General features: G+C 38.5%; 10 protein-coding genes and 1 tRNA gene. All 11 read right to left on the bottom strand.

Annotation, left to right across the window (positions count from 1 at the left end; genetic code table 11):
• Positions 1-2,008: 2,008 nt before the first annotated feature.
• On the bottom strand, positions 2,009-2,143 hold the full coding sequence (locus tag HBA_RS03595; protein ID WP_457920937.1) for a hypothetical protein: 135 nt from the start codon (positions 2,141-2,143) through the stop codon (positions 2,009-2,011).
• A gap of 6,111 nt (positions 2,144-8,254) precedes the next feature.
• On the bottom strand, positions 8,255-10,018 hold the full coding sequence (locus tag HBA_RS01635) for a DEAD/DEAH family ATP-dependent RNA helicase (RefSeq protein ID WP_097032301.1): 1,764 nt from the start codon (positions 10,016-10,018) through the stop codon (positions 8,255-8,257).
• 1,031 nt (positions 10,019-11,049) lie between these two features.
• Complete coding sequence (gene pnp, locus HBA_RS01630) at positions 11,050-13,167, bottom strand: polyribonucleotide nucleotidyltransferase (RefSeq protein ID WP_097032300.1); 2,118 nt, start codon at positions 13,165-13,167, stop codon at positions 11,050-11,052.
• Between the two features lie 274 nt (positions 13,168-13,441).
• Positions 13,442-13,711 carry a 30S ribosomal protein S15 gene (gene rpsO / locus HBA_RS01625; protein ID WP_097032299.1) on the bottom strand — a complete coding sequence of 90 codons (270 nt, stop codon included), beginning with the start codon at positions 13,709-13,711 and terminating at the stop codon, positions 13,442-13,444.
• Positions 13,712-14,542: 831 nt separating this feature from the next.
• Positions 14,543-14,959, bottom strand: coding sequence for a 30S ribosome-binding factor RbfA (rbfA, locus tag HBA_RS01620; protein WP_097032298.1), 417 nt, complete (start codon positions 14,957-14,959; stop codon positions 14,543-14,545).
• A gap of 63 nt (positions 14,960-15,022) precedes the next feature.
• A complete protein-coding gene (gene infB / locus HBA_RS01615) occupies positions 15,023-17,710 on the bottom strand; it encodes a translation initiation factor IF-2 (protein ID WP_097032297.1) in 2,688 nt (895 codons plus the stop codon).
• Between the two features lie 25 nt (positions 17,711-17,735).
• Positions 17,736-19,223 (bottom strand): transcription termination factor NusA, encoded by a 1,488-nt coding sequence (gene nusA / locus HBA_RS01610; protein ID WP_097032296.1) that lies wholly within the window; start codon positions 19,221-19,223, stop codon positions 17,736-17,738.
• A 769-nt stretch (positions 19,224-19,992) separates the two neighbouring features.
• A tRNA-Leu gene (locus tag HBA_RS01605) sits at positions 19,993-20,076 on the bottom strand.
• A gap of 57 nt (positions 20,077-20,133) precedes the next feature.
• Entirely contained in the window at positions 20,134-20,469 is a 336-nt protein-coding gene (secG, locus tag HBA_RS01600; RefSeq protein WP_097032295.1) for a preprotein translocase subunit SecG, read from the bottom strand.
• Between the two features lie 245 nt (positions 20,470-20,714).
• Positions 20,715-22,055 carry a phosphoglucosamine mutase gene (gene glmM / locus HBA_RS01595; protein WP_097032294.1) on the bottom strand — a complete coding sequence of 447 codons (1,341 nt, stop codon included), beginning with the start codon at positions 22,053-22,055 and terminating at the stop codon, positions 20,715-20,717.
• The gene (gene folP / locus HBA_RS01590; RefSeq protein ID WP_097032293.1) at positions 22,052-22,897 is read right to left on the bottom strand and encodes a dihydropteroate synthase; all 846 of its coding nucleotides are present in this window, start codon (positions 22,895-22,897) and stop codon (positions 22,052-22,054) included. Before folP ends, glmM begins: the two co-directional genes overlap by 4 nt.
• Between the last annotated feature and the right edge of the window lie 60 nt (positions 22,898-22,957).

Here is a 22,957-nt window from a genome sequence, read left to right as displayed (position 1 = left end):
CTATAAATAACTAAAGATCATATTAGAAGAAATAAGCTTAGACATCAGGTACCATTGTGATAATCATATTAAAATATTTAATGGTTTGCCCCATGAGTCTGTATATTATTTAAGCAGCTACTTTGGCCGCTGCGATTTATTTTATATAATCTTAGAGCACTCATTGCTGTAGTTAGTTTACCAAACAGGGAATAAGGCATGAATAGTTAGCTGAAAGTTTTATTGGGGCCATATATACAAAAAGTTATCAAACTACTATCTTTTTTTGCTCATAACTTCTCTTTAGCCATTGCAGCGCGATAATCATTTTCTCTTATTTATTATTTATAATAACCGACATCACTATTTAGTTTAACTGACATCAGACTGAAACTCGCGATAACTACAATGTAATAATACTTTGCAAGTATGCCGAACATCAATTCCAACACCATGAAAGCGGTGCGATAGACTATATAAATTTTTATTACAATTTCAGCTTATTTCATGGTTTAATAGACATAAAACTCTTAACTCAAGTTAAGCAACGATAAGTAATATTAAAATTATAAAAAAGTTCACGACACCCTGGATCAGGAATATAGTCAACATATCACCATTAACGATATAACAAGTTAAGTGGGCTATTCCCTCCTAGAGGGATCCCATATATCGTACGGTTCACTTTTTTAGCACACTAGTGCTGCTAATGCCTATTTAAAAGGCATAATATCTAGTACCCGTGGGGATTGTAAAAGCACACGTATTCATATTAGTCGCGTGATCAACCACCACATAAGGTATGATAATATTTGTCTGCTACATTTACTCTATCAAACGATATGCAGCAACTAGCTTGCAGTTTCATTACGCGGCTGTTCAATCACTTTACAGTTAATCTAAATGAAGCACCATGCATTTTAATATGAAAAATGAAATAAAGGTGCTGCTCAAACCGAAAATACGATTATTATAATTAATCTAGCGACACTGAAAATTGGAATTCAGTAAAGATACGTATATAATACTACGAATATCATCTCACTACCAAGTTAGTGGGCAGGGAAAAGAGAGATACGTATCCATAAAATATCAAATTCTTTGGAAGAAGAACATTTATTACATAAATAAATCGAAGGTTGCGACTAAAATTTTAAAATATTACGTGCCGCCAAATAGCTTAAAAAATATACTTTTACATGAATTGAAATTTCATTTATTTTCCCTACATGTAGCGAAAGACCACGGTTAGATACACCTTTAAAACCGTCTTAAGAATAAAACGTCATGCCAATAAAATATCATATGTAATGGCCTTAGAACATAAACGAAATCCCAAGCGATGCACATCATTGCATCTGGATACAATCCAACGCTTTATAAGCCTTGGAATAGATTAAGGATGATTTTGACCAGCTTTTTTGACATAAGATCTAATCTGCTTATTCGTGCGCTGTAAACGTATGTTGTTTGAGTTATTCTACTCATCATGCTTGGACGATATTGAGAAAATCCCAATTTAGTTTATTATTTATAATGTGGAAACGTGCAATATCTTGTTAAATATACCGGATTTAGGGTTTTCAGAGATACGCTTTTGATGCATTTCAGCAAATCAGCCGAAAACAACTTTAAATATTTTATCTTAGTATAAATGATAGCGTTGATACTGTCCTTGACAGTACCTTATCTTGATAATTTTACCGATTTTGATAATTATGGTATTAGTGGTTAAGATGATGTCCAATAGCACGCATGTACGATGATTGCTGCTGTTAACTTGATCAAATTTATAAAACTATATATTAAAAATAGACCGTAAACTAGTTATTCCCTCTGCAACAGCTGATCACAATATAACTTAAGAAGTAACATTTTATACCGATTTTTACCGAAAGTTAGTTAGCTAACCACAAACTCTTGACTAATAATCCCGCATCTCCGCAGCAGATATCTCTAACGTGGATGTTCCGGAAACTATCCAACAACATTAACAATCCTTTATAATATAAAATATTATCAGTATTGCTTACCTCGCGCGGACGTTATTTGTAATATCGTACACCTGTATTATGGACTTATCGGAAATAAATAGCTCACAAAGCGATACTGCTTCAATGAAAACATCTCTACCGTTAGAGCGCAAATCGATAATAATGCTCATAACGTTCTTTTTTTAGCTTTTGTGCTTAACCCATGACATCATAATTAAGCGTACACAACAACTAGAAATGAATATAACGCCAAATTTTTTTGATGTTAACAAAAATTTTGCCGATTGATCTTAAAGACGTATACGCTCATAGTAATGCTAATTACACAGTTTTTGTTCCTCTACAAGTAGGCAACGCTGCCTGTCAGTCTTTTGATTATTAATACCACGTCTTAATCGCTAACTGATAACATCCACCATAGGCTTGACTATTTATCCTAAAATCACCACTCGATCGTTTATAGTAATGACTTAGCTTGTCTCTGACAGACAGCTCGGTATTAATGAGCTTATTACAGTGTAATCATTACATATATGCAATACCGCACCTATATATTTTAATGATAGACTTATATAAGCATTAAAATGATTAGTGTTACGCGACGTAAAATAATGAGTGTGTAGATCGATCTCATGCACGAAAGTCGTTTAGGATTAGTTAAAAAATGATTCTGCTATTAATTTTTTATATACGACAAATCGCAAACTGATAGTGCTTGTTCAAAATCGCGCTTAAATATCTTTCTCGTTTTACTGGTGAACTTTAGATTTAACGCGTTATACTTAACTAGGGCATACCATAGCACGTCAAGAGTAGCGTTATTCTTTGACCTGAGGCTGTTGCAATTTATTTCAATAGCTCATTGGACACCGGCATTAAATTAATTTAGTCAAAATTTACGTAAAAGCATGCTTATAATGCTCGTAACGGCGCTGTTCCGTCAAGTTATAACATAGCCACGTTACCATAAATATAGTTTGCCGATATTAAGATTATCTTTTCTAGCTTCTGATGTTTAGTGATGAATTGCGCAACATCCAAAAATCAGAAACATATACTGCTTGTAGTCTAGAATGTTGAATATGATAATTAAATGATAAACGCTGCGTATAAAAATGCTAACCTAACCCACGCAGGCTCACTGTATGCTATTGTCTTTCTATTTTCAAAATAGGTATATAATGATGACTAATTATGTCATTCTGCCATCACTCTACCAGCTAACAACATTCTTCTAATTAGAAGTTATTCTAATAAATGTATTCATGCTTTAATTAACCTCGGTATCAAAATTATATTTGTTATGATCGTACTACCATCCTGGCGGTTTCAGACAAAAATAAACTCGTATTCTTTATACAGCAATTTACATTAAGATTACGTTTATAATATTTTAATTATCTCTGTCTCAAATGCAATGAAGTCAAATGCGGACTTTGATTTCTTATTTTAGGTGCATACACAAACATGCTGTATTTATAGTTAACTATAGGAATTGCCGTCGAGAATAAAGCGCTGCAAGTTGCTCTTTATTAATGTTACCACGAAATATCTGAGTACCATGTAAAACGTAAATATGTTTTTAAACTAACCGCCTTAGTACGCCATAAGGCATTATATAATGCATACAAAACTCGATGAAGTCTGCAACTTATGCAGAAAATATATGAAAAACATTATATTGTATTACCTGGTACTTTAGGTAATAGAAATTGTCTGCCTGTCACTTTGTGATTATATATCGATTATACTTTAGTGATTACTAGTGATTAAACAACACATATTACACCAGTAGCAAATGACCACGATTTACTGCAACCGCAAATATACCTTTTTATTACTATAATCCGGCATAGACAAAAAATTGGCGGAATTTTTAATAGTTAATCAGTCATACATGACCGTAAGCGTACCGATATATTAATCGCCATCAAGTTGATGATACGATATTTATCACGCATAAACCAGATACTAACGATAAACTTAAACTTTAACACGATTAAAAACCATTAAGAAATATTCATTGCTATGATTATTAATGGGTAATTAGCAAAATTTAAGATTAAGAAGTATAGGACAATACCAGCCTATGCATTTATAATCATAGGCATTGCAATAATTATTTTATTGTATTGAAATATTTGTTTCAATAAATAATCAAAATAGCTAATATTCATACGGCTGGAGTTAAATAATTTTAGAAGAAAATAATAGAATGTCCTTCTAAGGCTCTTATACTTAATTATCTTTACGTCTGTTAGATACAGACCTCAATAACATTGATTATTTACCAATTAACCTATAAATTATTCACGAGAAAATTATAATATCATTAATATTTAATTTGGCAACCGTGCTTGTTCATAGCAACACTTATCGTGCGTGCAGCAATTGTTATTAATACCAGTTAACACAATCTTGTGCTTACGTTAAACCGAGCAACACAAGAAGGCGCGTTTAGGTTTAAGCTGCGTGGATTTGACTACTGCATTAGTTATCGAACTATATATGCGATTTGAAGGTCGTAGAAAATAAACGACTATGTTTTGTTCAATTCTCAGAGGATCGTTCTAGCATTTTAAACTTTCTATGCTATGAGCTAGTTGTTGACTAAAGATGCAGAAAAGAAGCATTAATAATAAACGCAGCTATATGGCGCTAAACGATGAGGTCAGTACACAATTGATATAAAATTAATCAGTTAGTATGTCAAACATTACATTGCAGTTTCAGTATTAGATCTTATCTGTACTAACATAAGATATAAATAATTATATAAAATACTCATGATAGTATATTTGCTAAAGTCAGCATAGATGGTAATTTCTATAAATGTACAAATATTATACGATCTACTACATAGTACATAAATATGTAGATAAATATTAACAAGATAATTAACGCATACAGATGTTTATCTTTGCAAGAGTATACTTCAATTTAGCACTTATATTTTTTATTATATTTATAATCAATTATAAAACTATGTGCCAAAATTCTGTAATCGGTTTTAATATCACTTTAATTATTTTATTGCCGCAGTCAGCATGCTAAAATATTAGCGTAAATAAAAATTTTTACATCAAAAGAACAGTATGTATACTACAACTAGTCAACTATTTTGTTTGCACGTAACGCATTGCCTTTATGTGGTATGCGAAACATAGATACCTCTACCTAATAGGTAAGACATCTAAAATAAATAGCGACATAAATAAAATTATGGTTTATCAACATCAAACTCTTAACATTGTAAGACAACCTGCAGCTTTAGATTTCATGATAGTTTTATATTATTTAGTGATCACCTGCAACATTATAAAATCCTTATTTAATTATTTTAATGCTTATATTTTACTTCTTTAAGAAGTTATTGTCTTATAAAGTATAATGTTAAGAAAAATATAAAAATCAATTAACTTTAAATGTATTAAATCAAGATCAAAACTATAAGTGGTGCCTCAGTTACTGCAAAACAACGGTGAAATAGTTAACACATAATATAATAAATAAACCGGCAATATTAGTGTTAACTTCACTGTTATTCATTTAAAAAATTCAGCATGCAGCACTGATGAAAATCTATTTGATATTATTAGCCTGATTGGTACACCGACATTTAAATGCTACATTTTTACTAACTATTAATTAATACACTAACTTGCAACCACAGCTGGTTACTCCGTGATGGCTAGTCATATTACTACATCATTAAAGAACACAAATAACAATTAGCTGATTGCTAATATCAAACTATTCAATTTAGTTTGAAAAAAAATAAAAAATCAGGAAAGCAATATTATAAATATAATCAGCTATAGTATATTGCTATAGCAAGACTTTATTGAACACATGTAAAAGTATTTTGGTTTATTAACCGTTTATGAGATAATTATATTTAATAACTTATAATTATTTATAATCGTTACACTCTCAATTTTTGATACGTTTTTTAGTTTGTTACTTAATTGCCGCAACTATGTAGCTTCTTAACTACATATAGAGTATTTTACTTTTCGCCAATAATAATAAAACGCGTAAAACAAAAACGGGAGAAAAAGTAAAAGCGCCAGAATCTTATCTTTTCGTTAAGATAAAATATGTTTAATTACTATGTTGAACAGTGGATTCAACCGAGCGTATAGATACATTATACTATCACATAGTGTATCTCGCTGAAAGCAAAAACCAAATACAAAAGACAGAATAATTGCTACTACGTAAAATAATATTAAACCGCAGAGCAGTTTAATACCAACATAGCACTAAGCAGAAAATGCAATAAGAATCTTAAAGAGTGGCGCTATGGGATTAATTAATACCCATACGGAATAAAATACATAAAATGAGCTAAATAACAGAAAATGCTAAACAGCGAAATCTTAATGACCATAGTAGAATGATAAATAAATCACATAATAACATCGTGTAGTATCTCGATAAAATATCAACATCAATTTCCAAAAAAGAAAGTTGATATAAAATTATCTGATCATTTTGATAAGCAGCGGGAACATTAATTTCATGCCAAGTAAACACATCAGAGGAAAATTGCTACTATTTTCCATCAAGGGAGATCTATCATTTTTACTAGATACTTTTCGATTTGCAGCAATACCTTATGATATAACCTCGCAAAAACTTCCCAAACCAGAAATAACCGATAATTATAGTTACTTCTCAACAGTCATCAACTGTATCATAAATTGCATAATCTGATCTTAAATTCACACTATAAACAGAGTTTAGTAAGATCTAATCTTTTATCCTAATGTATAACAGCGATTTAAAAATGATTTAGTAAAAGCATTAAGATATACGAAATACTCTTTTGTCCTCTTTTTGTATCGATACATTTAACATGCTGTAAGCCTAATTATCATATTTATGGGCAGTTATATACCTATTCAAAAAATTATACTGTTAAGATGTCATGAATGTAAAAAACATTGCGAATTTATTTTTAGTTATTTCTTAAATAATAAATAAGCTGTGCCACGAATATTAATAAACTTTATTTATAAACATTCACAATGCTAAGCTTCTAAATAAAATATATATTTATGCAAACAAAAGCATCGAAAAATTGTTACCATGTCTATAAGACGTATTACGACAAAGCAGCTTCTGACTGAAGTATCATATTACATTAAATTATTTATAACTAATTCAATTAGTAAAATTTTTAATCCATACTATAAACAGTTGAAATGATTTCCTAACTAATATTTAATTTAATGAATGAAATAGTAATTGCCATACAAATATTTGACATAACACCTTGAATAAATTATAGTCTAAGACTATAAGTCTATGTTTATACTTTAAAATAAAGAATCACGCTTAAAAGCGTAGGTACTTTTTATGTCATACTTACCTAATAGGTCTAGGTAATTCACAGACTAAAAAATAAACCTGGTTAAATTGCTATAACAGATTTTTAATCTGTATTGTATTAATAATACCTCAGAAAATGGTCACTTCGCTGAATTTGGATACTAATTATTTATAAAAAACGCAGTTTGCTGATAGACACCTAGAAAATTTACTACAAATAAGCAGATATCAAAAATCCACATAAGCTAAAGTTATGAAATCTTCAGCTTGATAAATTAACGGATGTAAAGATCTAACGATAGTGAGATCTTAGGTTCTAGGTTCTAATTTACAAACAATGCTTAGGCAAATAATATTTTAAAGTGACTCTTTTCTTGATCTCCCATTTATCAATGATAAAACCAAACAAATTTGCAGTAATTATATACTAGACGGCTACAAAAATGCTGCTTGTGTCTAGCAGAGATGCTGAATTTATTGCTAGTACAACCCCCATGACAAAACATTTCTACGAACTCCACGATAATTATTAAATTACTTAAATAATCTAAAAGCTATTAGTTAATTTTTCTTTTTTGTTTTATAAAGCAACTAAACGCAGCAACTATAACAGTATTAAACATCAGCAGGCGCAGTAGCCCTATAGAATACACTAAAGACATGAGGCGACAAATTAGCTGTAAAATAACATCTAGATAAAGCCGATATTTAGGATCCTTAAAACATAATAAGTATCGATACTATATTAGTAGAAACTTATTGAACAAATCCTTATAGCAATATAAATGCCCCACTGGTATAATGTTTATTTAGTATTAATTAACTATGAAAATAACAGCCCTCGCTAAGAAACAAAAGTAGAAATGGATAAATATTTTATCATTCAGAATAACAGTCTTCTACTCGAGACTTTTGCCATAATGCCTTTGACTACACGCAGGCAATTATACATAACTGCTAAAACGACGCCGGCTGACCGGTACGGTGTCATCGTTTCGACGCGGCGTCAACTGACCGTCACGACTGAGTCGACGTTCGCTGCCACGTGAATGTGCCTCACCTACAAACTGCATATTCATCGGCTTATTTAGAATACGTGTGCGATTAAAGTTAGATAGCATTTCTCTTGGCATGCCTTTAGGCAGTTCAATAGTCGAATGTGAGGCAAATAATTTAATATTACCGATATAACAACTGCTTATATCTCCCGTTTTAGCGATCGCGCCGACTATATGGCGTACTTCGACACCATCATTACGGCCAATTTCTATACGGTATAAATCTACCTTTTCATCATCGCGTCGTGAACGCCTAGATAATCTTTTACTACTATCCAGATGCGCAGTACGATCGCGGCATTCTGGTCGTGGGCGTCTTTCAATAACTGGATCAGGTGGAAGAATCAGTGGGCGGTCTCCTTGAGCTATTTTTAACAGAGCTGCTCCGAGCTTTTCCATATCAAATTCTCCCGCCGGCTGCAGTTTAGTTAACAGTGTACGGTACATATCTAGATCGCTACTCTCCATCTGATTCTGCACTTTCACAGCAAACTTGGCCAAACGGCGGGTGCTTAGCACCTCAGCAGTAGGTAGTTTTACTTCTGGTATAGTCCGCTTCATGATACGTTCGATATTGCGCAATAGACGGCGTTCGCGGTTTTCTACAAATAATAACGCCTTGCCCGCACGGCCAGCACGACCAGTACGGCCAATGCGGTGTACATAGGATGCAGAATCTATAGGAATATCGTAGTTAACGACTAAGCTGATACGATCAACGTCTAGTCCGCGAGCAGCTACGTCAGTTGCGCTTAGAATATCAAGGCGACCATCTTTTAAACGATCTAGAGTTTGCTCACGCAGTGTCTGATTCATATCGCCGTTAAGAGCAGCGCTGTTGTAACCGCTATGCTCAAGCGCTTCAGCTACTGCCAGTGTAGCATTTTTAGTGCGCACAAAGATAATAGCAGCATCAAAATCTTCTACCTCCAGAAAACGAACTAGCGCTTCATGCTTGCGCAAGCCGTTAACCGTCCAGTAACTCTGGCTAATATCTGGAATAGTGGTCATGTTAGATTGAATATGAACTTCCTGCGGTTCTTTCATAAATCGGCGGGTAATGCAACGAATCTCTTCCGGCATGGTAGCGGAGAAAAGAGCAGTTTGGTGCTGTGCAGGCACTTGGGCTAAGATGTTTTCAACATCTTCGATAAAGCCCATACGCAGCATCTCATCGGCTTCATCAAGTACTAGTCCCTTTAAATTAGATAGATCTAACGTGCCACGTCTTAAGTGGTCTAGCAACCTGCCTGGGGTGCCAACCACAACCTGCGGTCCCTGACGCAATGCGCGCAACTGCATTGCATAATTCTGACCGCCGTACAGGGCAACTATGTTGATGCCTTTTATATGCTTAGAGAAATCGGCACATGCTTGACCAACTTGTATAGCTAGTTCGCGGGTTGGAGCTAGAAACAGTACCTGGGGCGCAGTCAGTTCAGAATTTATATTCTGCAAAAGAGGCAGAGAGAAAGCCGCCGTTTTACCGCTGCCAGTCTGGGCCATACCCAGTATGTCTCTGCCAGCCAATAGATGAGGAATACAAGCTACCTGTATGGGTGATGGTTTTTCATAACCGAGCTCGATCAGCGCGTTCAGGATAGGAACTTTTATACCTAGATCAGCAAAAGATATTTCTAATTTAGACATGTAAACGTGCCTCATTTATTAATAGTGACCAGTCTACATACCTCGTCGCGAAAACTTTTATTTATTTTCATTAAAGTATTAACCGGCCAAATTTATTTTAAAACGAAAAAGCAAGATAGTTACCTCAGAGATGAAAAAGAGTAGTAACACAAACCTGGTAAGATCTATTCGCTAACTATTGCTAGTTCGATTTTAATCGTTATTATTGCTATGAGTCTAAAAGCGCAAATGCATTAAAGTTATGTAAGTCTTGATAAGAGCTAATAGGCATTTTACCTTCTAGGTATTAAGCTAGCATGATACACAATAAAAATCCGTTTTATTAGTATGCGCAGTAAAAATAGTGTTATCCGTAATGTTATCTAACGAGGGCATTTTAAAATTTTCCTTGATCGACCTTTACTTTCTTTAAATAAATACTTTTAACGCATTAGGTTTTTGACTATCGTTAATTTTCTCAATAAGCAGTTAGGAATGTTTCAGTTTTCACAAGAAACGTTTAAATATAATTAGATACTAATATGATAAAAAACCACATACAAGAAAAATGCTAAGACTTAAATACAATTAGTTGCATATTAAATGTAGTTATGGTACAAAACCAAATGATTGATAAGTATCATTATCATATACCTTCTTGCGTTAAGCATGTTCCAAGATAATTAAAATATTTATAATATTAAATTAGATCGATAACCCTATAGGAAATCACTACGAGTTAATTGCTTTTAATGCAAGATCATCTTTATAGTATTTAATGCTTATACAATAGCTATTGCTTGTTAATTATCAGTAAGCACTTTACTCGTTTGTGTCTTTTGTTATATGCACCAGGAGAAAATTCTTTATTTAAAGTGAATGTTATTACAAAAAGTCATTGATGCAAAGCAATGCTTCATTCTCCACTCCTGAAAAAAATATTAAATGCATATTTCTTCCTCATCATCTTAATACAAGATAGATTTCTTGTTTATGGGACAAACAAGGTTAACACCAAAGCAAGCAACTCTATTAAATTTTATAGTTAAAGGCTATTCTACTTCTGGAACCACTACGTCACCGCTATGAACACTAGCTTCCTTTATGCTTAGGCGAACGCGACCATGGCGATCAACTTCCAACACCTTAACTGACACTTTCTGACCAAGTTCTATATAATTGGTGAGTTTTTCTACACGCTTATCAGCAATCTGAGAAATATGCACCAACCCTTCTTTGCCACCACCGATAGAAACAAAAGCGCCAAAGGTCGTAATTTTAGTTACTTTACCATTATAAATACGGCCAACTTCAATTTCTGCAGTAATCTCTTTAATACGTCGAATCACTTGACGAATTTTATCACCGTTAGTCGCTGATACTTTTACTATACCGTGATCTTCAATTTCAATTATAGTGCCGGTTTCTTCGGTTAATGCGCGAATTACCGATCCTCCCTTACCAATTACGTCCTTGATCTTATTAGGATTAATTTGAATTGTATGAATGCGCGGCGCAAATTCAGAAATATCGCAACGGGGCGAGCTAATTGCTTTCTCCATCACGCTTAGAATGTGCATGCGCGCACCCTTGGCCTGGTTTAGGACCATATGCATTATCTCGCGGGTAATACCTTTAATTTTAATGTCCATCTGCAGTGCAGTAATGCCTTCACGGCTGCCAGCGACTTTAAAATCCATATCTCCCATATGATCTTCATCATCTATGATGTCAGATAATACAACAAAGTTGTCGCCTTCTTTTACTAGCCCCATAGCGATGCCTGCAACGGCCGCTTTGATAGGCACACCCGCATCCATCAGTGCTAGTGAAGCACCACACACAGAAGCCATCGAGGAAGAACCGTTTGATTCGGTGATTTCAGATACCACACGTACAGTGTACGGAAATTCGCTAGCATTCGGCATCACTGCCATAATACTGCGTTTCGCTAGACGACCGTGGCCAATTTCACGGCGCTTAGGTGGACCCACCAAGCCGATTTCACCAACGCAATAAGGAGGAAAATTATAATGAAGCAAAAAACGATCTGTTCGTTCGCCCTGTAACTTATCAATACTCTGCGCATCTCGTTCGGTGCCAAGAGTGGCAGTAACCAACGCCTGGGTATCACCTCGCGTGAATAGCGCCGATCCATGGGTACGCGGCAATACGCCGGTGCGTACATCCAAGCCGCGAATCATATCTTTTTCACGGCCATCGATACGAAGTTCACCACGCAGTACATTGGCTCGTATAATCTTTTTTTCTAGAATGCTTAGGATATGCTTAATTTCCCTTTCATTCAATGTCTCATCCTGATCTCTCAGCGCATCAACGACACTAGTCCTGATGGTATCCACCGCGACATAGCGCTCTTGTTTTACTTTGATACGGTAGGCGTTACGCAAACTAGATTCTGAAAGCTCAGCAACCCGTGCTTGGAGAGCAATGTTAACAGGCTTTACTTTCCATTGCCATTTCGGCTTGCCGCATTCAGCCACTAATTGATTAATGTTGTCTATCAACACTTGCTGTTGTTCGTGACCATACACCACAGCACCTAGCATTTGATCTTCGTTTAAAAACTGCGCTTCAGATTCGACCATCAGCACTGCATTTTGAGTTCCGGCTACTACCAAATCCAAGCGGCTTTCAGCTAATTCATCTTGAGTCGGATTCAGCACGTACTGATCATTAATGTAACCAACGCGCGCGCTGCCAATAGGACCGCTGAACGGAATACCAGACAGGCTAAGCGCTGTGGAAGCGCCAATCATTGCCACGATATCTGGGCTGACCTGTGGATTAACCGATACCACGGTGGCAATAACCTGAACTTCGTTCATGAAACCTTCCGCGAACAACGGACGGATTGGCCGGTCGATCAGACGAGAAATAAGAGTTTCGCATTCACTTGGACGGCCTTCACGGCGAAAAAAACCGCCGGGGAACCGACCAGACGCGTAAGTTCGCTCCTGATAATTGACAACCAGCGGAAAAAAGCTTTGTCCTATTTTTTCTTGTTGGGCACTCACAACAGCAACAAATACCGCCGTATCATCCATACTTACCATAACGGCGGCAGTAGCCTGCCGTGCCATCATACCAGTTTCTAGCGTTACGGTATGTTGACCATATTGAAACTTGCGAACAATCGGATTTAACAAAATAATTTCCTTTTCAAGGTGCGAGGCGCTTTCAATATAAAAACCTATCGTTGAATAATAACTGTTTCATAACATCCTCACGACTAATGAGCATCTTTTTCTTGAGGAATCAAGAATCTCATTAGTAGCGCAAAAAGTTCATATTAGAAGAATATACTCAAAGTATAGCAAACGTGCAGCCTGCAGTATCCCGTTAATCATCTCCCCCATGATTAACACTGCTTAGAAAAAAAAGGGGCCTCAAAAGTGACCCCTATCACTACAACAAAATAGCTTAGTGCCGCAAACACAAGCGTTCGATAAGCCTGGTATAACATACCACATTTTTACCTTTCAGGTAATCAAGCAACTTACGACGTTTTGACACCATACGCCTCAGACCACGTCGGCTGTGGTAATCTTTTTTGTGTTCCGTAAAATGCCTTTGTAGGTGGTTAATCTGAGCAGTTAAAAGAGCAATTTGAACTTCAGTAGATCCGCTATTTTTAGCATCACGGCCTAAATTTAAAATAATTTTTTCTTTTTCTTCAACACTTAGAGGCATTATAACACTCCAAAATGATTGTGAAATAGCTGAGAGTTAATCTCTAACTCAGCTCTCAGCTTTATAATAAAGCTATATCAGCTTACTCTCAGCCCATATAGATCGCAAGGAGATTATATAATTAGTCCATTGTTTTACTATCAGACAACATGACATCAGCTTATTTAACACGATTATTTCGCGTTTCAGCGTCACAAATAATCAGTCGTTCCTACATTGTTCAAAACTCGTATCATACCGGTTGCCGCAGCATTGTAATCGTTACAATTTGTCTGCAAATCTGCATCTGCTCGGCCATATTGGATAGTAGGTTAACCGATGAAATAACCGCCTACTAGGCATCAACAATAACTAAAAACAAGTTGCAAAACTACACTCCTCCCAATTTCTGGAAATCCCCATAAAGCAAGCACCGTGATATGTGCAACATCAACACTTTTAAAGTATACCCGTCGTATAATAAATAATTTTTAATACTTCAGTAATAAAAACATAAATGACATCTGGTTCAGCGACACAAAACTTAAATAGATCTTGTCTGGCACTTGACATCAGGGATATCGTTATCTTCAACGATCCTGATGGTACTTAATATATTTCACCATCCCCCAGCAAATGCAAAAAATTTGTCATCTCAGCAGAGACACGCTGGCCACATGCATATCACCAGCGAATTGAATGCCCTGCTAAATCCTGAAACTTACCTTGTAAGTAGCCATAAATATATATATTTCATCTTTCTTTCAACAGAACATTGAAAGAACGTCTAAGCAACATATCTAGCAAATACAATACTGCAAATATCACGGTTACGGTCAGTTAAACAAACGATTAATCCTCATTATTATCGATGACTTTATCAAAAATATGACTTGCGCCGCACTGAAAGCGGTCTTTTTGAACCACCTGACTAACAAGCGTGAACATACGCATGCCTTCTAACAGAGAATTATCGTAAACAAATGTCAACTTAGGAACCACACGCAGGCGGATAGTTTTACCCAACAGTCTACGGATAAAACCCGCTGCATCCTGCAGAACCTGAACGTCAGTTTTCACTTGCTTAGTGGTATTATAATTCAAAAAAGTGACGAATACTTTGGCATAAACTAGATCTCGCGAAACTTCAACGCCGGACACCGTCACCATACTGACGCGAGGATCTTTAATTTCACGTTGTAGGATTATGGCGATTTCCTTTTTTATTGCCTGGGAGACACGCTGAGCGCGGCTATATTCTTTTACCATTATTAATTTTTCCGCATAGGAGCTTTTAGCTACCTAATGATATTTTCTACTGAGAAAGCGTTATTAGGTAATAGTACGTTGGATTTTGATGGTTTCAAAAACTTCGATCACGTCGCCCGAGTGAACGTCGTTATAGTTCTTTACACCGATACCACATTCCATGCCGTTACGCACTTCGTTCACATCATCTTTAAAACGACGCAGAGACTCTAGATTACCTTCGTAGATCACTACGTTTTCACGTAATACACGGATCTTATTGTGAAGTTTTACCACCCCCTCTGTCACCATACAGCCGGCAATAGCACCAAATTTCCGTGAACGGAACACATCGCGTACTTCAGCTAAACCAATGATTTTTTGTTTGTACTCCGGAGATAGCATACCGCTCATTGCTTGTTTGACTTCATTAATCAAATCGTAAATGACTGAGTAATAACGCAGATCCAAATTTTCTGCTTCTATGATGCGACGAGCAGATGCGTTGGCACGCACGTTAAAGCCTAACAAAATGGCGTTAGAAGCCGCAGTCAGTGTTGCGTCAGTTTCAGTAATACCGCCCACGCCGGAACCGACAATTTTTACTTTCACCTCGTCAGTAGACAAATTCTCCAACGCAGCGCTAATAGCTTCGACAGAACCCTGTACGTCAGATTTCAACACTATATTCAGTTCGGATATCTCACCTTCAGTCATGTTGACGAACATGTTTTCCAATTTAGATTTTTGCTGGCGCGCCAGTTTAACTTCGCGGAACTTACCTTGACGATACAAAGCGACTTCACGCGCTTTCTTTTCGTCGCGCACGACCGTTGCTTCATCACCGGCAGCAGGCATACCAGATAAACCTAAAATCTCAACTGGAATCGACGGTCCTGCAGAAGACACATCACGACCTACTTCATCACGCATAGCGCGCACACGCCCGTACTCGAAACCACACAGAACAATGTCGCCCCGATTTAGGGTACCTGCTCTTACGAGAACCGTTGCGACAGGGCCTCGACCCTTGTCCAAGAAGGATTCGATAACTACACCACTAGCCATACCGTTCCGAATTGCTTTCAGCTCCAATACATCCGCCTGCAATAAAATGGCATCTAGTAATCTATCAATCCCCTCGCCAGATTTAGCGGAAACATTTACGAACTGGCTTTCACCTCCCCATTCTTCCGGAATAACACCGTATTGAATCAATTCATTCTTTATTCGATCCGGATCCGCTTCTGGTTTATCGATCTTGTTAATCGCAACTACAACTGGTACTTTTGCCGCTTGAGCGTGTTGAATAGCTTCAATAGTTTGTGGCATCACACCATCATCAGCAGCCACAACAAGCACTACGATATCTGTTGCTTGAGCACCCCGGGCGCGCATTGCGGTAAAGGCAGCATGCCCAGGGGTATCGAGGAAAGTGATCATGCCATTATCGGTTTCCACATGATAAGCGCCGATATGTTGTGTAATGCCCCCGGCTTCACATGTTGCCACCTTAGTGGCGCTAATATAATCCAAGAGCGAGGTTTTACCATGATCCACATGGCCCATAATGGTAACCACTGGCGCGCGCGATTCAGCAACCGCGGAGCTACCGATGTCACGGTCAGACATCACAAACTGTTCTAGTTCATTTTCACTGCGCAAAATCACCTTATGACCCATTTCTTCTGCTACTACTTGTGCAGTATCCTGATCAATAACCTGGTTTATAGTAGCCATAGCACCTAGCTTCATCATCGTCTTAATTACCTGAGATCCTTTCACTGCCATTTTGTTAGCTAATTCTGCTACAGTTATGGCTTCTCCGATTATCACATCACGACTTAACGTCTTCGCTGGCTTATTAAAGCCCTGCATCAAGGTGCTTGGTTTACGCTTACTCTTTCCGCTGCGCCCTACAGATCGTTCTTCTTCACGATCGGCCTTGGATTCGGATAAGCGATTAGTCTTTTTCTGCTTAGAAGCTTTACCGCCACGAATTCGGCGGCGCCGATCTTTTTCGACTTTAAGATCATTTTCGTCTTCAGCTTCTTGAGCATCATGGAAAGTCGTCAAGTGATAATCGTTGGCATCTTCCTCTATTTGCTTAGGCATGTTATCCCAAGTGTCGATAAATTCCTCAGCCATACTACTTACATATTCCGAGATCTGTTGAGACTTATCTTCGACCTTGTGACGTGTTTCCTTTTCTGCTTTGCAGATTATCTCTGTAAATGGGGCTTCACGGCGAGCCTTTTCAGTTGCAACAAGCAACTTGGTCATATTATTAGTCTGCTGGTTAATTAATTTATCACTTTCCGATACCACACACTTAACTTGTGTTACGGCTTCACACTTGGTCTTATCCTCGAAAGTCCGTTTTGCTTTTTCGGTAACACCAATTTGGGCCTGCGGTTGAGCCAACTCTTCTACTTTCTTACGAGTATTGCTTTCTTTCGCTTTAGATTGATCTTGCTCCAGCAGATCGAGTTGCAAATAGATGCGCTTTTTGCGCACTTCAACTTTGACCGACTTACTTTTACCGCCGGTGACAGGAATATTCAAAGTGCTGCGCATTTTGCGCTGTAAAGTTAATTTATTGGATGACACACCGCGATCGCGGTTCAAGTGCGCTAGTAAAGTTTTTTTTTCTTGCTGAGTCACAGAATCCACTGCAGTTTTATTAATGCCCGCATCAGCAAATTGCTGTACGAGGCGATCAACCGGAGTCTGTATTTCTGCGGCTAGCGATTTTATGGTGACATCTGTCATGCTGTTCCTTTTCTGCTACAGTTTATTACGCGTTGTCGCTAAACCAGCAAATATTGCGTGCGGCCATAATCAGCTCCCCGGCTTTTTCACTACTCAGCCCTACAATATCTGACAGATCCTCAACACCCTGTTCGGCAAGATCTTCTAGCGTACAAACACCACGCGACACAAGCTGGAACGCCATATCACGCTCGAGTTGAGGCAGACTTAACAAATCTTTAGTTTTTAAGTCCGCATCGCGATTCTCTTCTTGCGCCAAAGCAAGCGTGGTCAGCGCATTTTTTGCCCGTTCGCGCAATGATTCTACCGTATCTTTATCAACACCTTTAATTTTCAGCAATTCATTTATCGGTACATAGGCTATCTCCTCAAGAGATGAGAAACCTTCCTCTACTAAAACCATAGCGAACTTTTCATCTATATCCAAATTACGAGTAAAAATAGCGATGGCAACATGGGATTCAGCTTCATGTTTCGACTGCATATCCTCTATCGTCATTACGTTCAGATCCCAGCCGCTAAGCTGGGAAGCAAGTCGAACGTTTTGTCCATTACGTCCGATAGCCTGGGCAAGATTGCATGCTTCTACAGCTATATCCATGCTGTGCTTGTCCTCATCCACCACAATGGAAACAACATCGGCAGGAGATATGGCGTTAATAACGAACTGAACCTGGTCATCATTCCATAACACGATATCAATGCGTTCACCACACAATTCGCTAGACACAGCCTGAACACGTGAACCACGCATGCCGACACAAGCGCCGACTGGATCAATACGTTTATCGTTGGTCTTCACAGCTATTTTAGCTCGTGAGCCAGGATCGCGGGCAGCTACCTTAATTTCAATAACTTCCTCGCCTATTTCCGGCACTTCAATGCGGAATAGCTCTACTAGCATCTCCGTTCGTGACCGGCTAACAAACAACTGCACGCCACGAGCTTCTGGACGTACAGAATATAACACACCGCGGATACGGTCACCTGGGCGAAAATTTTCCCGCGGCAGCATGTCTTCACGACCGATTATCGCTTCGGCATTGCTGCCTAGATCCAGAGTAATGCTATCTCGATTAACTTTTTTTACCACGCCAGTAACGATTGCACCTTCGTGACTGCGAAATTGATCTACCACCATCGCTCGCTCTGCTTCACGCACTTTCTGAACAATCACTTGCTTGGCGATCTGAGTAGTAATGCGATCGAACACTACCGATTCGATTTTATCTTCGATGTAACTACCAAGCTGAGCCTGCTGATTGTCAAATTGCGCAGCAGCCAAAGTAATTTCAAGAGTGGGGTGAGTTACTTCGTTCACAATCAACCAACGGCGAAAAGTATTAAAATCTCCTGACTTGCGGTCGATGCTGACACGAACGTCTATTTCTTGTTCATGTTTTTTCTTTGTTGCCGTGGCTAGTGCTATCTCTAAAGCTTCGAAAATCTTTTCCCGAGAGACGGCTTTTTCATTGGATACCGCCTCCACAACAGCCAGAATTTCTTTGTTCATCCTAGTTGCCTCAGTAAAACGTTAAAAATATGGTATTAGGCTATCCTACTGGATATGATCTATAGCAAACATTTTATCTTTCCTTTCACTGTTACGGTTATCATGTTGATGTCAACAGCTTTAATGATCTTCTTTAATTTACGGCTATTTTTTGCATTGTTATACACAGCACTACGCTTCTATTACTAACGATAAATTAGCTAAAATGCTCACTTGTAAACAACCAGCGATCAAGAGCAAGTGATAAAAAATTCAGGCTATAGGAACAAAAAATAAGATTTTGAACGTACGGTATCTAGATACCATGGTGTCTTAGATCAGTATAATCGTCAACGACGATGCCCTTGTCACCATCGATATTAATGCGCAGCGTCAACTGACGGCCAAAAATAAATTAAATATTAATTAGTTTGACACCATCAGGTCCTTTATAGGTGATGTTATTATATTTATAAATTTTCATCTAATGTAAGCAATCCCCCACAAAACATAAAAGGGCTTATTAGCCCAGTCTCACTACAGTGACATAATAAAAAACCCCGAAGATTCGGGGTGTTACGTGTTTATAACTTTATTTATAGGCATTCTAAATATATGCTAGAAACATAATTTCAAAAATAATTATAGAGATGATCTTATTGCAAAGATCTTGTTAAAACATAAACTTTCAGTTTATAGACCAACTAGCTACCATGATATTTACTCCGCGTTTTAAAACTTTAAAAAATTTTAGTAACTATCCATTACAGCAAGTTCTTTATAAGTTTGATACCGAGGACGGGACTTGAACCCGTAAACCCAATCGGGCACCACCACCTCAAGGTGACGTGTCTACCAATTCCACCACCTCGGCACTTTTATCGGTTCTAAACCTGTTGGATAATTATTATTGCGTCACCACAAACACACTTTAATGCGGGATATCATCAGACAGTTTAGCCAGCCCCTCGTCTCTTGCATTAGAAGAGGGCTGAGTCTGAGTTAAATTATCCCATTGATTGGACTTGTGAACATAATTACTGCTCAGGTTACCCAACAGTAGGCTGAGAACAAAGAATAACGGTGCCAGCACGGCTCCCGTCATACGGGTCATAAAATTATTGGATCCACCTGAACCAAACAAGGTGTTAGAAGCGCTTGCGCCTAACCCCCCACCTATGTCAGAACCTTTACCTTGTTGTAGCATAATGATCGACACTAAGCCAACAGCTACCAACAGAAATATAATTAACAATATTTGATACATAATTTTAGTAACTTTTATGCATTATTACACATTCAACTAGTAAAGTAAAATCGACAGCACATAACTTCACGTTATAAACTCAACTTGTTATTAACTCTACCCAAAGCACCTTTTGTATGCAAGAATATTTTACGGTTATTTGACCATTTGCAAACACAAAATGACAGTGCTAAATGCTCTTGCGCTTGGCAGCCCACGCCGATCAAATGCGACTTTCCCCGCATAAAACTTAATAATCCGGCATTTCAGACCGCAGCTTTCACAGCATTAGCTATGTAATGAGCAAGCCAGCTAACCTTTATGGTATCCTCCCCTTCTACCATAATCCTAATCAAAGGCTCAGTACCCGATTTGCGTAACAGCACTCGTCCGCGCCCGGATAACTGCTGCTCTACATTAGAGCAGGCCTGTTTTACAGTTACTGCTTCAAGAGGATCGTGAAGTCCGGTAGAATGCACATTAACAATAATCTGCGGCAACAGGCGCATGCCATTGCACAATTCATGTAAATTCATGTCATTGCTGACCATCGCTGATAAAACCTGTAAACCGGCGATAATACCATCACCAGTGGTGGTTTTGTCCAATAAAATAACATGGCCGGAGTTTTCTGCACCGATACGCCAGTCTTTTTCCTGCATTTTTTCTAACACATAACGGTCCCCAACGAGAGCGCGCACAAAAGGAACTCCCAGTTGCTGCAGCGCCAGCTCTAAACCCATATTGCTCATCAGAGTGCCCACCACGCCGCCGAACAGCTGGCCCCGGCGTAATTTTTCCCGCACAATGACATATAAAATCTGATCTCCATCCACTTTGTGCCCCAAGTGATCTACCATGATTACCCGATCGCCGTCGCCATCATAGGCGATACCTATATCGGCTTTTTCTACTAGTACCCGGCTTTGCAAAAGCCGCACATCAGTAGCACCACATTCCTGATTGATATTCATGCCATCTGGCTGGCAACCAAGGGTTACTACCGGAGCACCAAGTTCTCGTAGCACACTAGGGGCGATGTGGTAAGTCGCGCCATTGGCGCAATCAACGATAATCTTTAAGCCTTTAAGACTCAGATCTCCCGGAAAAGTTCTTTTGCAAAACTCAATATAACGCCCAGCTGCATCGACAATCCGGCTGGCTTTGCCAAGCTTTATAGATTCAACACAAGTTAACGGTTTAGCCAATTCAACTTCAATGGCCTCTTCCACTTCGTCAGGCAATTTCGTTCCGTCAATAGAAAAAAACTTAATACCATTATCATAAAATGGATTATGAGAGGCAGAAATAACAATACCAGCCTCAGCGCGAAAGGTACGAGTCAAATAAGCAATAGCAGGCGTCGGCATGGGACCGGTTAAGGCAGCAGACAAACCAGCAGCAGCCAGCCCTGCTTCCAGCGCCGACTCAAGCATATATCCGGATATACGAGTATCTTTGCCTATAATGATTTTACGAGAACCATGGCGACGAGCCAACACCTTACCGGCGGCCCAGCCCAGCTTAAGGATAAAATCAGGCGTAATGGGAAAATCCCCAACCTTGCCGCGAATGCCATCAGTGCCAAAGTATTTATGGTTACTCATTTAAAATAATTTTTTTTAGCTGAAAGCGTAGCTTCAACTACTAGCATTGTTTCAACAGTTTGCCTAACATCATGAACCCGTATAATGTGCGCTCCCTGAAGAGCAGCGATAACTGCACAAGCAACGCTACCCTCAACACCCGAATCTGGTAAAAAATTCATTAGTTGACTTATCATGGATTTGCGTGAAAGTCCGACCAGTAGCGGTAGGCCGATCCGGTGCAAATCACTCAGCTTAGCCAACAAGCAATAATTATGCTTCAAAGTTTTGCCGAAGCCGAAACCTGGATCGACTAACAGTCGGTGTCTGGCGATGCCTGCTGCTTCACAGCGGGCAATTTGTTGCAGAAAGTAGGCTTCTACTTCCTCCAAAATATTCGCATAGTGAGGTGCTTTCTGCATAGTTCTTGGCTTGCCCTGCATATGCATTAGACAAACAGGTAATTGACTAGCAGCAGCCGCCGCCAAGGCTCCCGGCTCATTAAGCGAACGGATATCATTGATCAAATGCGCACCAGCCGCGACGCTTTCTCGCATGACCGACGCCTTGGAGGTATCCACCGAAATAAAAATATCAAACCGCTGCGCAAGAGCCGCCACTACAGGCACAACCCGTGCTACTTCCTCCTCTGCACTGATCTCCTTAGACCCTGGGCGAGAGGATTCTCCACCGATATCGATAAGATCCGCGCCGGCCTCCAGCATCGCTGCAGCATGATCAATAGCGGCAGCTAAATGCTGGTATTTGCCGCCGTCAAAGAATGAATCCGGGGTCACGTTGAGGATTCCCATGACGCGCGGAACAGAAAGGTTAAGGGTGCGCTCTCTCGCTACAAGCTGCATAATGCCGGTTCCTAGTGCTGTGCAAAATATCAAGCGATTATCTTATAATCTTTCACGAAA

This window comes from Sodalis endosymbiont of Henestaris halophilus, assembly GCF_900161835.1.
GTDB lineage: Bacteria > Pseudomonadota > Gammaproteobacteria > Enterobacterales > Enterobacteriaceae.
The sequence above is the reverse complement of the archived record's forward strand: the minus strand, read 5'-3'. Positions and strand labels throughout refer to the sequence as shown.